15 protein-coding genes and 3 tRNA genes are annotated in these 12,818 nt (G+C 60.1%); 15 read left to right on the top strand and 3 right to left on the bottom strand.

The features are described from left to right. Nucleotides 1-47 precede the first annotated feature (47 nt). The 6 genes from pqqA to E0D86_RS05060 all read left to right on the top strand — a co-directional run bounded on the left by pqqA (nt 48) and on the right by E0D86_RS05060 (nt 5,419). Entirely contained in the window at nt 48-119 is a 72-nt protein-coding gene (gene pqqA, locus E0D86_RS05085) for a pyrroloquinoline quinone precursor peptide PqqA (RefSeq protein ID WP_110660746.1), read from the top strand. 45 nt (nt 120-164) lie between these two features. Further along, nucleotides 165-1,076: a pyrroloquinoline quinone biosynthesis protein PqqB gene (pqqB, locus tag E0D86_RS05080; RefSeq protein WP_131648863.1), complete on the top strand. Its 912-nt coding sequence runs from the start codon at nt 165-167 to the stop codon at nt 1,074-1,076. 77 nt (nt 1,077-1,153) lie between these two features. Further along, on the top strand, nt 1,154-1,906 hold the full coding sequence (gene pqqC / locus E0D86_RS05075; RefSeq protein ID WP_131648862.1) for a pyrroloquinoline-quinone synthase PqqC: 753 nt from the start codon (nt 1,154-1,156) through the stop codon (nt 1,904-1,906). A gap of 136 nt (nt 1,907-2,042) precedes the next feature. Beyond that, nucleotides 2,043-2,321 carry a pyrroloquinoline quinone biosynthesis peptide chaperone PqqD gene (gene pqqD, locus E0D86_RS05070; protein WP_131648861.1) on the top strand — a complete coding sequence of 93 codons (279 nt, stop codon included), beginning with the start codon at nt 2,043-2,045 and terminating at the stop codon, nt 2,319-2,321. Further along, nucleotides 2,293-3,447, top strand: a complete 1,155-nt coding sequence (gene pqqE / locus E0D86_RS05065; RefSeq protein WP_131648860.1) for a pyrroloquinoline quinone biosynthesis protein PqqE — start codon at nt 2,293-2,295, stop codon at nt 3,445-3,447. The genes pqqD and pqqE overlap by 29 nt, the downstream gene beginning before the upstream one ends. A gap of 37 nt (nt 3,448-3,484) precedes the next feature. Next, nucleotides 3,485-5,419 (top strand): S9 family peptidase, encoded by a 1,935-nt coding sequence (locus E0D86_RS05060; protein WP_131648859.1) that lies wholly within the window; start codon nt 3,485-3,487, stop codon nt 5,417-5,419. Nucleotides 5,420-5,431: 12 nt separating this feature from the next. On the opposite strand, the gene E0D86_RS05055 is transcribed toward E0D86_RS05060, so the two are convergent. Then, entirely contained in the window at nt 5,432-5,758 is a 327-nt protein-coding gene (locus tag E0D86_RS05055) for a YnfA family protein (RefSeq protein ID WP_131648858.1), read from the bottom strand. 153 nt (nt 5,759-5,911) lie between these two features. After that, nucleotides 5,912-6,643: a hypothetical protein gene (locus tag E0D86_RS05050; protein ID WP_131648989.1), complete on the bottom strand. Its 732-nt coding sequence runs from the start codon at nt 6,641-6,643 to the stop codon at nt 5,912-5,914. 218 nt (nt 6,644-6,861) lie between these two features. On the opposite strand from E0D86_RS05050, the gene uvrY reads away from it, so the two are divergent. The 8 genes from uvrY to E0D86_RS05010 all read left to right on the top strand — a co-directional run bounded on the left by uvrY (nt 6,862) and on the right by E0D86_RS05010 (nt 11,409). Continuing rightward, the gene (uvrY, locus tag E0D86_RS05045) at nt 6,862-7,506 is read left to right on the top strand and encodes a UvrY/SirA/GacA family response regulator transcription factor (protein WP_131648857.1); all 645 of its coding nucleotides are present in this window, start codon (nt 6,862-6,864) and stop codon (nt 7,504-7,506) included. Further along, nucleotides 7,506-9,326: an excinuclease ABC subunit UvrC gene (uvrC, locus tag E0D86_RS05040; protein WP_371924032.1), complete on the top strand. Its 1,821-nt coding sequence runs from the start codon at nt 7,506-7,508 to the stop codon at nt 9,324-9,326. Before uvrY ends, uvrC begins: the two co-directional genes overlap by 1 nt. Before the next feature lie 34 nt (nt 9,327-9,360). Beyond that, nucleotides 9,361-9,918, top strand: a complete 558-nt coding sequence (pgsA, locus tag E0D86_RS05035) for a CDP-diacylglycerol--glycerol-3-phosphate 3-phosphatidyltransferase (protein ID WP_131648855.1) — start codon at nt 9,361-9,363, stop codon at nt 9,916-9,918. Nucleotides 9,919-9,985: 67 nt separating this feature from the next. After that, nucleotides 9,986-10,061, top strand: a tRNA-Gly gene (locus E0D86_RS05030). A 44-nt stretch (nt 10,062-10,105) separates the two neighbouring features. Continuing rightward, a tRNA-Cys gene (locus E0D86_RS05025) sits at nt 10,106-10,179 on the top strand. 288 nt (nt 10,180-10,467) lie between these two features. After that, nucleotides 10,468-10,554: transfer RNA gene (locus tag E0D86_RS05020), tRNA-Leu, on the top strand. A 174-nt stretch (nt 10,555-10,728) separates the two neighbouring features. Then, nucleotides 10,729-11,001 carry a hypothetical protein gene (locus E0D86_RS05015; protein WP_131648854.1) on the top strand — a complete coding sequence of 91 codons (273 nt, stop codon included), beginning with the start codon at nt 10,729-10,731 and terminating at the stop codon, nt 10,999-11,001. A gap of 144 nt (nt 11,002-11,145) precedes the next feature. Further along, a complete protein-coding gene (locus tag E0D86_RS05010; protein ID WP_131648853.1) occupies nt 11,146-11,409 on the top strand; it encodes a hypothetical protein in 264 nt (87 codons plus the stop codon). A 55-nt stretch (nt 11,410-11,464) separates the two neighbouring features. On the opposite strand, the gene E0D86_RS05005 is transcribed toward E0D86_RS05010, so the two are convergent. Next, nucleotides 11,465-11,710 (bottom strand): hypothetical protein, encoded by a 246-nt coding sequence (locus E0D86_RS05005; protein ID WP_131648852.1) that lies wholly within the window; start codon nt 11,708-11,710, stop codon nt 11,465-11,467. 165 nt (nt 11,711-11,875) lie between these two features. Between E0D86_RS05005 and E0D86_RS05000 the strand changes: the two genes are divergently transcribed. Then, nucleotides 11,876-12,625, top strand: a complete 750-nt coding sequence (locus E0D86_RS05000) for a FadR/GntR family transcriptional regulator (RefSeq protein ID WP_131648988.1) — start codon at nt 11,876-11,878, stop codon at nt 12,623-12,625. Nucleotides 12,626-12,818: the final 193 nt, after the last annotated feature.

The raw sequence follows: 12,818 nt of genomic DNA, 5'->3' as shown, positions 1-12,818 counted from the left end.
TAGGCTGTCGGGCCAATCCGCAGCCGTAACATAGAGGGGATCGAACCATGTGGACCAAACCTGCTTTCATCGACCTGCGTATCGGTTTCGAAGTGACCATGTACTTCGCCAACCGCTGATTATTCGCCCCGGCCCAGGCCGGGGCTTCGTTTTAAAGGACTGCAATGTTCATCCAGATTCTCGGTTCTGCTGCGGGCGGCGGCTTTCCTCAGTGGAACTGCAACTGCGTCAATTGCGCCGGGTTGCGTAACGGCACCTTGCGCACACAGGCGCGTACCCAGTCATCCATTGCCATCAGTGATGATGGCGAACATTGGATACTGTGCAACGCTTCGCCGGACATCCGTGCGCAGCTGGAGTCGTTTCCCGCCCTGCAGCCGGCACGTGCGCCGCGCGATACGGCAATCGGCGCGATCATCTTGCTCGACAGCCAGATCGACCACACCACCGGCTTGCTGACGCTGCGTGAAGGCTGCCCCCATGAAGTCTGGTGTACCGAGATGGTTCATCAGGACCTCACGACCGGTTTTCCGCTGTTCAAGATGCTCGAACACTGGAATGGTGGCCTGCGCTGGAACCCCATTGCACTGGGAAGCAGCTTCCGCACTCCGACCTGTCCAGATCTCGAAATTACGCCAATTCCGCTGCGCAGCGCCGCACCGCCATACTCGCCGCATCGCAACGACCCGCATCCGGGCGACAACATCGGCCTGCTGATCGAGGATCACAACACCGGCGGCAAGCTGTTCTACGCACCGGGGCTGGGCAAAGTCAGCCCCGAGCTGCTGGAACTGATGCGCGGCGCCGATTGCCTGTTAGTCGACGGCACGCTCTGGCGCGATGACGAAATGCGTGTGCGTGAAGTGGGGACCAAGCTCGGGTCCGAGATGGGCCATCTCCAGCAGAGCGGCCGCGGCGGCATGATCGAGGTGCTCGATGGGGTGCCGGCGGCTCGCAAGATCCTCATCCACATAAACAATACCAATCCCATCCTCGATGAGGACTCGGCCGAGCGTGCAACCCTCGACGAGCACGGCATCGAAGTAGCCTTCGATGGCATGAGCATCGAGCTGTAGTGCGCAGGGCGCACCCTATGAGAGCAACCCTTCCCGCGTTGTGCATTGCCGCAGCGGGAACAGCAAAGGAAGCCGCGATGACCCTGCCAGCCATGACCCGCGCTGAGTTCGAGCAGGCACTGCGCGCCAAGGGCGACTACTACCACATCCACCACCCGTTCCACCGCGCCATGTACGAAGGCCGCTCGACCCGTGAGCAGATTCAGGGTTGGGTGGCGAACCGCTTCTACTACCAGGTGTGCATACCGGTGAAGGATGCCGCGATCCTGGCCAACTGCTCGGATCGCGAGGCGCGGCGCGAATGGGTACAGCGCATCATCGATCATGATGGTGTGCCCGGCGAGGAGGGCGGCATCGAAGCCTGGCTGCGGTTGGCTGAAGCCGTGGGGCTTGATCGCGAACAGGTGCTGTCGCAGGAGCTGGTGCTACCGGGCGTGCGCTTTGCGGTGGATGCCTATGTCAACTTCGCGCGTCGTGCGGTCTGGCAGGAAGCGGCGAGCAGTTCGCTGACCGAACTCTTCGCGCCGACCATCCATCAGTCGCGCCTGGATGCTTGGCCACAGCATTACAGCTGGATCGATCCGTCCGGTTACGACTATTTCCGCAAGCGCCTGAAAGAAGCGCGCCGCGACGTCGAACACGGCCTACGCATCACGCTCGAGCACTACACCACTCGTGAGAGTCAGGAGCGCATGCTGAACATTCTTCAATTCAAACTCGACGTCTTGTGGAGCATGCTGGACGCCATGAGCATGGCCTACGAACTGGACCGCCCGCCGTACCACACCGTGACCCGCGAGCGCGTCTGGCACAAAGGCATTACGTTTTGACACTTCGGTAGTTCGGGCCGGCGGCGCTTCGCTTCGGTAGTAGGGTGGGCTTCAGCCCACCACGAAGCCCGCTCAAACGATTCGATTCACCAACCAGGCTAAGCCACCGCCTGTCCCACTGGCGAGACAACGGACCATGAGTGACATCCAACTGACCCAGATCCCTGCCTTGCGCCGCGGCTTCCGCTTCCAGTGGGAACCTGTGCAGAAATGCCACGTGCTGCTCTATCCCGAAGGCATGATCAAACTCAACGAGAGCGCCGCCGCGGTACTGGCTGAAGTTGACGGCGCGCGTACCGTCGGCGCCATCGTCGCCGATCTGCAGGTGCGCTATCCCGAGGCGGAAGGGATCGAAGAGGATATCGTCGCATTCTTGGAGGTAGCCGTTGAGCGGTTCTGGATCGAGCTTCGCTAAGCCGGGCTGCGAACCCGGTCCGCCGCTATGGCTGCTTGCCGAGCTGACTTATCGCTGCCCGTTGCAGTGCCCGTATTGCTCGAATCCGCTGGATTTTGCCCGCAGCCGTGACGAGCTGAGCACTGCCGAGTGGATCGAAGTATTCCGCCAGGCGCGCGAAATGGGCGCGGCACAGCTGGGATTCTCGGGAGGTGAACCGCTGGTTCGTCAGGATCTGGCTGAACTGATCAAGGCGGCGCGGGACCTTGGCTACTACACCAACTTGATCACGTCGGGCATCGGCCTGACCGAGGAGAAGATCGCCTCGTTCGCCGACGCTGGCCTCGACCACATCCAGATCAGTTTCCAGGCCGCCGACGAAGAGGTGAACAACCTGCTCGCCGGTTCCAAGAAAGCCTTCGCGCAGAAGCTCGCCATGGCGCGTGCGGTGAAAGCCCACGGCTATCCGATGGTGCTGAACTTCGTCACCCACCGGCACAACATTGACAACATCGAACGCATCATCCAGCTGTGCCTGGAGTTGGAAGCGGACTTCGTTGAACTCGCCACCTGTCAATTCTACGGCTGGGCCGAACTCAATCGCTCCGGGCTCCTCCCCAGCAAGGAGCAGCTGGTTCGTGCCGAGTGCATCACCAACCAGTGGCGCGACAAGTTGGCCGCCGAGAATCACCCCTGCAAGCTGATCTTCGTCACGCCTGATTACTACGAAGAGCGGCCGAAGGGCTGCATGAACGGCTGGGGCAACCTGTTTCTCGACATCACGCCCGACGGCACTGCGTTGCCATGCCACAGCGCGCGTCAGTTGCCGATCAGCTTTCCCTGCGTGCGCGAGCAGAGCATTGAGCAGATCTGGAAGCACTCGTTCGGCTTCAACAAGTTTCGCGGTTTCGACTGGATGCCTGAGCCTTGCCAATCCTGTGACGAGAAGGAAAAGGACTTCGGCGGCTGTCGCTGCCAGGCTTTCATGCTCACTGGCGATGCCGCCAATGCCGACCCGGTGTGCAGCAAATCCGCCCATCACGGCGTAATTCTCACCGCGCGCACCGAGGCCGAGCAGACGCCGCGCGGGCTGGATGAGCTGACCTTCCGCAACGAGAAGGCATCGCGGCTGATCCTCAAGGTTTGAGACCGTCACGTTACCGCCGACCGGAGCCAACCGAACGATGAACAAAATCCCATACGGCTTCTGGCCCAGTGACTGGACTGCCGAGAAAGCCGCCTCGGCGAGCCGAGATTTCGCCGAGATCAGGGCAGGGCACGGCGGGCTGTTCTGGATCGAGTATCAGCCAACGGATGCTCGCTGCACCCTTTGGTACTGGCGAGACGGGCGGACCGTCTGTGTGACGCCGCCAGACGTATCGCTTCGCAGCCGGGTCTATGAATATGGTGGCGGAGCCTTCTGCCTGACGGATCGAGGCGTCGCGTTCGTCAATGAGAAGGATCAGCAGATCCATCTGCAGACCATCGCGGACGACGCGCACGAGCCCCTTGCACTCACGCAGCGGCCCGATTGTCGCTACGGTGATCTGCAGTTCGATTCTCAGCATGCCGCCGTCGTGGCGGTCGAGGAGGACCACGCCGGCGAGCGCGTGGAGCATCGGCTGGTCAGTTTCTCGCTGAGTGCCGGCCAGCGCAGCGTTATCGCCGAAGGTGCAGACTTCTACTCGTCGCCAACGCTCGATGCCGAAGCCTGGCGCATGGCCTGGATCCAGTGGCAGCGCCCCGAGCAACCCTGGACCGCAACCTGCCTCTGGATGGCCGAGCGCGACACCGATGGCACATGGCAGACGCCGCAATGCCTGGCCGGACGCGAAGGTGATGAATCCCTGCAACAACCACGCTTTGCATCGGATGGCACGCTTTACTGCCTGAGCGACAAAGCAGGCTGGTGGCAGCCCTGGCGGGAGCAGGATGGCCGATTGGTCCCGGCGCTCACGTCTGCGAATGGCGAGTCCGGGCCTGATGCGGTTGGCCCGGCGCAGCTGGCATTCGACCATGCGCCCGCCCCGTGGCAGTTGGGCACAAATAGCTATTTGCCGCTTGCCGAAGGCGGCCTGCTACTGACGCGCATGGTCGACGGCTACGGCCTGCTGTTCGAGCGGGACGCCGGGGGCTGCGAGCGCCAACTGGCGATGGCATTCAGCCGGTGCCGGCAGTTGGCTGCCGATAATCGGAACTACTACTGCATCGCCGCAGCCGTCGATCGCGCGCCAGCGGTGCTGACCATAGACCGGCGAACCGGCCAGGCCGACATCATCGTGGGTGGCGAGCAGCCGCTATCGACCGACGCGTTGTCGCATCCGCTGTCGTTCAGTTTCGTCACCGGGCGTGACGAAACTGCTCACGCATTCTTCTATCCACCGCGCAATGCCAACTGCCGGAGCCTGGACGGCGAGCGCCCACCGCTGGTGATCTTCTTGCACGGCGGGCCGACGTCGGCCTGCTATCCGGTATTCGATCCGCGGATTCAATACTGGACCCAGCGAGGATTTGCCGTGGCCGATATCAACTACCGAGGCAGCAGCGGTTTCGGTCGCGCTTACCGGCAGCGGCTGCGCGGGCAATGGGGTGTTGTCGATGTGGAAGACGCACGCGCCGCCGTCAGTGCGCTGGCTGAGGATGGGCAGATCGATCCGGCCCGCACCTTCATTCGCGGTTCGAGCGCCGGCGGCTTTACCGCGCTCTGCGCGCTGGCATCCGATGCCGGCTTCAGTGGTGGCGCCAGTCTTTATGGTGTCAGCGACCCGTTAGCGTTGCGGCGCGTCACGCATAAGTTCGAGGCGGACTATCTGGACTGGCTGATCGGCGATCCGCAGCGTCATGCCGAGCGTTACCGTCAGCGCGCCCCGCTGCACAATGCGGCGCAGATCAAGGTGCCGGTGATCTTCTTTCAGGGCGGGCAGGACTCGGTGGTGCTTCCCGAACAGACCGAATCAATGGTGGCGGCGCTTCGTCAGAGAAACATCCCGGTCGAGTACCGTCTTTATCCGCAAGAACATCATGGTTTCCGGCAGGCAAGCAATCTGGCGGATGCGCTGGAGCGTGAGTGCCGTTTCTATCAGGGGCTGCTTGCTAAGCGTGCGGCGGAGCGGCCATAAGTCGGCTCTAGCTCAGGTCGCTCGCGGTGCGAACATGATGATTGCCATGCCGAGGAAGGCGACTGCACAGCCGAGCAAATCCCAATGAGTTGGCCGAACGCCATCCACCAGCCATAACCAGAGCAGCGCTACGCCCACATAAACGCCGCCGTACGCGGCATAAACCCGGCCCGCGGCGGTCGGGTGCAGTGTCAGCAGCCATGCAAAGAGTGCTAGCGACAACGCGGCGGGCAGCAGGAGCCAGGCGCTTTTGCCGTGCTTGAGCCAGAGATAAGGCAGGTAGCAACCGACGATCTCGGCAACAGCTGTGACGGCAAATAGTGCGAAGGTTTTAAGCATGAAAGTCTCTTGGTGACCCGTTGCGTTGATCGAAGTCCTGGGGGGAGTGCACCGCCCGAATCCGTGCTCAACAGTATCAACCAGCCTGTGCCTTACGTGAGCGGCGTGGTTGTGATGGCTGAATCGAATGTCGAGTAGTCGTGGTGTCACGGATCAGCTGACATTCTGAAATCCGAGCAACAACAGCGAATAACCGACCGAGCCGATGAGAAAGGCGCCGAAGCGGCTGTTGCGCTCTTCCGGCAGCTCCTCTTTGAGCACGTTCAATATGATCGAGCCACCAATAAATGCGGTCAGCGCCGAAACGGCCAGTTCTGAAACATCGGTCATGGCCCCGAAGCCCCACCCAGCCAGTGGCATCATCGCGAGTACCCAGCGGCCCCGGCGTTTGAACAGATCTTTGTGGTCGCTTTGCAGCGCGAAGTCATTGACCAGAAAGTGCATCCCCATCGCGACGCAGTAGAGCAGCAGCGAGTACGGTTTGTCATTCGCGCCATGCGTCAACAGGTAACCAATCAGCCCGTTATAGAGGGCGAAGGCAGCGATGTGCAGCCAGAACAACCCGGCATGGGACTCTTCATGTTCCTCCAGCTCGCTCCGGTGCTTCTTTATCAAGCGCTCCAAGCCATAAAAAGTGGCGAGGCCAAGCAATGACAGCAGATAGGCGTGATGCTCGAGGTAATTGAGTAGCCAGATATCGCTACCGTCTATCACTTCCTGACCTCGGGCCAGTTCCGGCAAGAGGTGAGCGAAGACATATGCCACCGAAACGCCACCGGCCAACGAAAGCCAACGGCTACGAGGCAGATGGCCAAGTGTGCGCAGGCGCCCTGCGAGCAGGTGGACGGCAGCCAGGAGGAGGGCTGCAATGAGACTTTCGAACAAAAAGAGGTACCGGTGACGAGAGCGATATTGACCATAGTTCGGACTGGTACGCCTGCCTATCCGTTCACACAGGGTTCCTGACACTAGGCCAAGGGCGTGATGTCATCTGGCCATTTTGCGATGTATGGTCTGGGTAAGGCGGTGAGTTTTTGTTAAAGTCCGCCGCTTATGAAGCGAGCAGTCAGCCAGCTTTGAATTTGCACTGAAGAGGTGTCTGCTTGATTAGGGTGCTGGTGGTCGATGACCACGATCTAGTACGCACAGGCATTTCCCGAATGCTCGCCGATATCGATGGCCTGCAGGTGATTGGGCAGGCTGAATCGGGCGAGGCGGCGATCAAAAAGTCGCGTGAACTCAAGCCGGATGTGGTCCTGATGGACGTCAAGATGCCGGGCATCGGCGGCCTTGAAGCCACCCGTAAGCTCCTGCGCAGCCATCCTGATATCAAGGTCATCGCTGTCACCATCTGCGAAGAAGATCCCTTCCCGACGCGACTGCTGCAGGCAGGTGCCGCCGGGTATCTAACCAAGGGCGCGGCGCTCGATGAGATGATTCAGGCGATCCGCATGGTATTTGCGGGTCAGCGCTACATCAGCCCGCAGATCGCCCAGCAGCTGGCGCTCAAGTCATTCCAGCCCAAGGTCAACGGATCACCTTTCGATCTTCTCTCCGAGCGAGAAATCCAGATCGCCCTGATGATCGCGAACTGCCAGAAGGTCCAGGCCATCTCTGACAAGCTGTGCCTGTCGCCGAAAACCGTCAACACCTATCGTTACCGTATCTACGAGAAGCTTTCGATTACTAGTGACGTCGAGCTGGCGCTGCTCGCTGTCCGTCACGGCATGGTCGACACCATCAATTGATGAGCGGCTTCGATTCCTCCGCATTTCTGGCTTCGTGCAGTGGGCGTCCCGGCGTCTACCGAATGTTCGATGCTGACGCCAAGCTGCTTTATGTAGGCAAGGCGAAGAATCTGAAGAAGCGCCTGGCGAGCTATTTCCGCAAGACTGGGCAGGCGCCGAAAACAGCCGCGCTGGTGGCCAAAATTGCCCAGATCGAAACCACGATCACGGCGAACGAAACCGAAGCGCTGTTGCTCGAACAGACTCTGATCAAACAGTGGCGCCCGCCGTACAACATCCTGCTGCGCGACGATAAGTCCTACCCCTATGTATTTCTTTCGAGCGGGGACTTCCCCCGTCTCAGCATCCACAGAGGTGCGAAGAAGGAGCCGGGACGTTATTTCGGCCCGTACCCCAGCGCCGGTGCGATTCGCGAAAGTCTGAGCTTGCTGCAGAAGGCGTTCTTTGTGCGTCAATGCGAAGACAGCTATTACCGCAACCGCACCCGACCCTGTCTGCAGTATCAGATCAAGCGCTGCAAGGCGCCCTGCGTGAATCTGGTCGACCCGGAAGAATATGCCGATGACGTCCGGCATTCCGTGATGTTTCTGGAGGGGCGCAGCAATGCGCTGGCCGAGGAACTGTCGAAAAACATGGAAAAAGCGGCGATGGCGCTTGATTTCGAGCGCGCCGCGGAAATCCGCGACCAGATCGGCATCCTGCGTCGCGTGCAGGATCAGCAGAGCATGGAAGGCGGTAGTGGCAACGTCGACATTGTTGCGGCGGTCGTAAGCCCAGGCGGTGCCTGCGTGCACCTGATCAGCGTACGTGGCGGACGAGTACTGGGCAGTAAGAATTTCTTTCCACAGGTCGCCATTGAAGAGAGCGTCAGTGAGGTCCTGCAGGCCTTTCTCGAGCAGTATTACCTTGGCTCCATGGAGCGCGATTTACCGTCGGAGCTGATCGTCAATACGGTCCATGAAGACTTCGATACGCTGATTAACGCGATTTCAGAGCTGCGTGATGTGGAGCTAACCATCAGCCACCGTGTTCGCGGCACGCGCGCACGCTGGCAACAGCTGGCGCTGACCAACGCCGAGCAGGCGCTGGGTGCGCGCTTGGCGAATCGTCAGCATCTGGCTGCACGGTTCCAGGCCCTGGCCGAGGCGTTGGATCTCGAGGAGCCGCCGACACGGCTGGAGTGCTTCGATATCAGCCACTCCAGCGGTGAAGCGACTGTCGCGTCCTGTGTAGTGTTCGGTCCGGAAGGGCCGCTGAAGTCCGATTACCGCCGTTACAACATCGAAGGCGTTACCGCGGGCGATGACTATGCGGCGATGCACCAGGCGCTCTCTCGCCGGTTCAAGAAGGCCGTCGAGGGGGAGGGCAAGCTGCCTGACATATTGCTGGTTGACGGTGGCAAAGGGCAGCTCAACATGGCCCGCGAGGTTCTGCAGGAGCTCGCCGTGCCGGAGCTGATCCTGCTAGGCGTAGCCAAGGGTGTTACCCGGAAGCCGGGTCTGGAAACGCTGTATCTCAACGACGCAGCCCATGAATTCACCTTGCCAGGCGACTCCCCGGCACTGCACTTGATTCAGCAGGTTCGCGACGAGGCCCACCGTTTCGCCATTACAGGCCACCGCGCACGGCGTGGAAAAGCACGAATGACTTCTACGCTTGAAGGTGTGGCAGGGATCGGGCCGAAGCGCCGCCGCGAACTGCTGAAGCACTTTGGAGGTCTTCAGGAACTCAGCCGCGCCAGTCTTGATGAAATCGCCAAGGCGCCCGGTATCAGTAAAAAGCTTGCCGAGTCGATTTATGCCGCTCTGCACAGTGAGTAGAATCACCTTCTAAATCCGCGGATCAGTGGTATCGATGAACATTCCAAATATTCTCACCGTGCTGCGTGTGCTGCTGATACCCATCATCATCCTGCTGTTCTATCTCCCATTTCAGTGGAGCTATCTGGCGTCGAGCGCAGTGTTTGCCATCGCAGCGGTAACCGATTGGCTGGATGGTTATCTCGCTCGCAAGCTCAAGCAGAGCACTCCCTTCGGTGCTTTCCTCGATCCGGTCGCAGACAAGCTGATGGTGGCGGTAGCCCTGGTGCTACTGGTCGAAGAGCATTCCAACCTCTGGCTGACCTTGCCGGCGGCCATCATCATCGGCCGGGAGATCGTGGTATCAGCCCTGCGAGAGTGGATGGCCGAGTTGGGTGCGCGAGCGCAGGTAGCCGTATCCAACCTGGGCAAGTGGAAAACTGCGGCTCAGATGGTTGCGCTCATCATCCTGCTGGCCAACCCGCCACTGGCGACCATCTGGGTCGGGCTTGGCTACGCATTGCTGATCGTGGCCGCCGCTCTGACGTTGTGGTCGATGGTCAATTACCTGATGGCCGCCTGGCCTCATCTCAGCCCTACGGAAAAGAAATAAAACTTTTTAATCAAAGGCTTGACGCGGCGTGCTGAAACTATAAAATGGCGCCCGTCATCAAGACGACGCGGGAATAGCTCAGTTGGTAGAGCACGACCTTGCCAAGGTCGGGGTCGCGAGTTCGAGTCTCGTTTCCCGCTCCAATTTGTTGACGATGGCGCCGCAGTATGCGGCGTCTTCGTTTTGAGGCCGGTTGGCAGAGTGGTTATGCAGCGGATTGCAAATCCGTGTACGCCGGTTCGATTCCGACATCGGCCTCCATTAATAAAGAAACCGTAAGCGCAAGCTTGCGGTTTTTTTATGTCTGCGATTCAGCGCGGACGCTAGGTAACTACTCGCCACCGATAGAACATTGCCTGCTCCACGAGGCTTCGACTAGAGCGACCACGACATACGGATGTCCGAGTCAGGATCAGCAAGGAATATCTGCGCTGAAGAGATACGCCAATCAGTGTCTGGAAACTGGTGTGGTCGAGCGCCGTTCGGGTTGCACCTGGGCGGGGGGCTGGTTATAGTCCTGCGCCGCGATCACGCATCGCGCTCCGTCCCGCCCGGATGGCGAAACTGGTAGACGCAAGGGACTTAAAATCCCTCATCCGAAAGGGTATGCGGGTTCGATTCCCGCTCCGGGCACCATGGACGTGGTTAGCACGATGTGCACGCTGATAGAAACCGGCCTTTGCAGCCGGTTTTTCCGTTTCTGCGGTCCGCTGAATGCTCGCGGGCTGCAGTGACCAACGGCACCTATCTGCTTGAACGCAGAAGCCCATCAATCCTCTTATCTGTACAGAACAACAGCAGAGGTGAGTGATGAGCGTCGATAGTCAAGATCAGCAACCGCTGAACGAACCCCGTACGAATGCCCAGGCCGAGGGCGACGATGGCTTGGTGATTCCTGGTTCTGCGCCACCGTTGAGTCCCGGGCGCACCGATGTGAATCCGGATGACCAGGCGGGCGTCGACGAGCTGCCAGGAAATGAACTGAAAACTCCGCGGGATAGGTCGGATGTCCCCATCGAACGCGAGACACCTGATATCGACGTTGACAATGCCGAGATGGATGACGCACCTGACCCACGCTAGCGTCAGTGCCCGGTGCAACGAAAGCCCGCAAGGATCGCTGTACTTTTGTCCCGAGCCGCGTCTGACAGTAGCAGCCAATGAGGCCCGCCGAGCCGCAGGTGCCGGGCGGCCAGTCTCGCTCAACCACATCGAGCCGAATTATCAATGAATAGCCTAAGCAGGCAATGCGCCGTTATCCTCGCTCCGGCGGTCTTGCTGATCGGCTGCAGCGCCATTGAAACCGTGTCCCCGGCAGACGGCACCGACGAATATGTGTTCACTTGCACCAAGGTTGCGGGACAACCGGGCTGCGCGACGCGTGCCCGCGAGGTCTGCCCGGAGGGCTACGAAACCCTGAGCAGAGAAGAAAACTTCGATCGCAAGGAACTGCGGGTTCGCTGCACCGGCGAGGGCGGCGAGGAGATCTGACAGCCGCACCGAGCAGCCGCCGATGTGGCAGATGCTCGGTGGTAAAGACGGAGGGCTATTCTGCTATGCCGAGCAAATCCTGGGCCTCTCCCAGCACCTCGAGCGATTGTTCATGCTCACCAGCCTTATGCAGCGCCTCTCCTTCGGCGCGCAGCTCTTTGACACGGGTCAGAGTAGCGGGGTCGCTTGGCGGATTTGTTTTCAGGTGCTCGTCGATCTTTGCCATGTCCATCGGGCAATGCATTGCCCAAAGGGGCATGCTGACGACGGCGGCTGCGATGGACAGAATGATGCGGCGCATGGTGTCGATCTCCTTAGAGGGGGCTTCATCAGTATAGGAGCCGCCTGGGGGCGGTGCGGTTTTCAGATATAAGGTTGGGACAGAGAATTAGGGTCGCCGCATAGTTATCGTACAACTACTGGGCTATGATACGGCTTACTTCGCTTCAAAGAGATCGATGTGTCCATGGAAAACCAGAGCATCCAGCCACGCGTTCGCCGAAAGCATCGCAGCCTTGCACAGGAGTTGGTGACCGAATTGTCCCAACAGATACGCGATGGCGTTATCAAGCGTGGAGACAAGCTGCCTACCGAATCTGCAATCATGCAGGCGCAGGGGGTGAGCAGGACGGTGGTGCGGGAAGCGATTTCACGATTGCAGGCGTCCGGACTGGTGGAAACTCGCCATGGCATAGGTACTTTCGTGCTCGACACGCCGAGTACGACTGGGCTGCGTATCGATCCGGCGACCATCGGCACGCTGCGTGACGTGCTTTCGATCTTGGAGCTGCGCATCAGTCTGGAGGTCGAGTCGGCAGGATTGGCGGCGACACGCCGAACACCGGAGCAGTTGGCGGCGATGCGGGCGTTTCTGGATTCGCTGCAGCAGAGTGCAGCGCTTTCCAGCGAAGCCGCCGTGTCGGACTTTCAGTTCCATCTGCAGATTGCCGAGGCGACCGGTAATCGTTATTTCACCGACATCATGAATCACCTGGGTACGGCGATCATCCCACGCAGTCGCCTCAACTCGGCACGCCTGGCTCACGATGACCAGCCGCACTATCAACAGCGCCTCGGTCGCGAGCATGAGCAGATCTACGACGCCATCGCGCGCCAGGATGCTGAATCCGCCCGCGCCGCGATGCGTCTGCACCTGACGAACAGTCGCGAGCGGTTGCGCCAGGCGCACGAGGAAGCTGAGACCGAGCCCAACTGAGAGATTTCGCCGCTGTCTCTGGGTAGCTCCGAACCGGTTCCTACAGGGGCTTCGTTCGAGCGGGCGGGCTCCAAAAATTAACTTCTGGCTTCGCCACTCACCAAAAGCGGGGTGTTGCTCATGAGCAACACCTGATCTTCCCGCTGAAGCTCATTCCTGCCTGGCTACTCCCTGCTGGCGCGAAGCCGATACC

The organism is Pseudomonas sp. IC_126, assembly GCF_004331835.1.
Taxonomy (GTDB): Bacteria; Pseudomonadota; Gammaproteobacteria; order Pseudomonadales; family Pseudomonadaceae; genus Stutzerimonas.
This window is presented reverse-complemented; position numbering and strand designations above follow the sequence as displayed.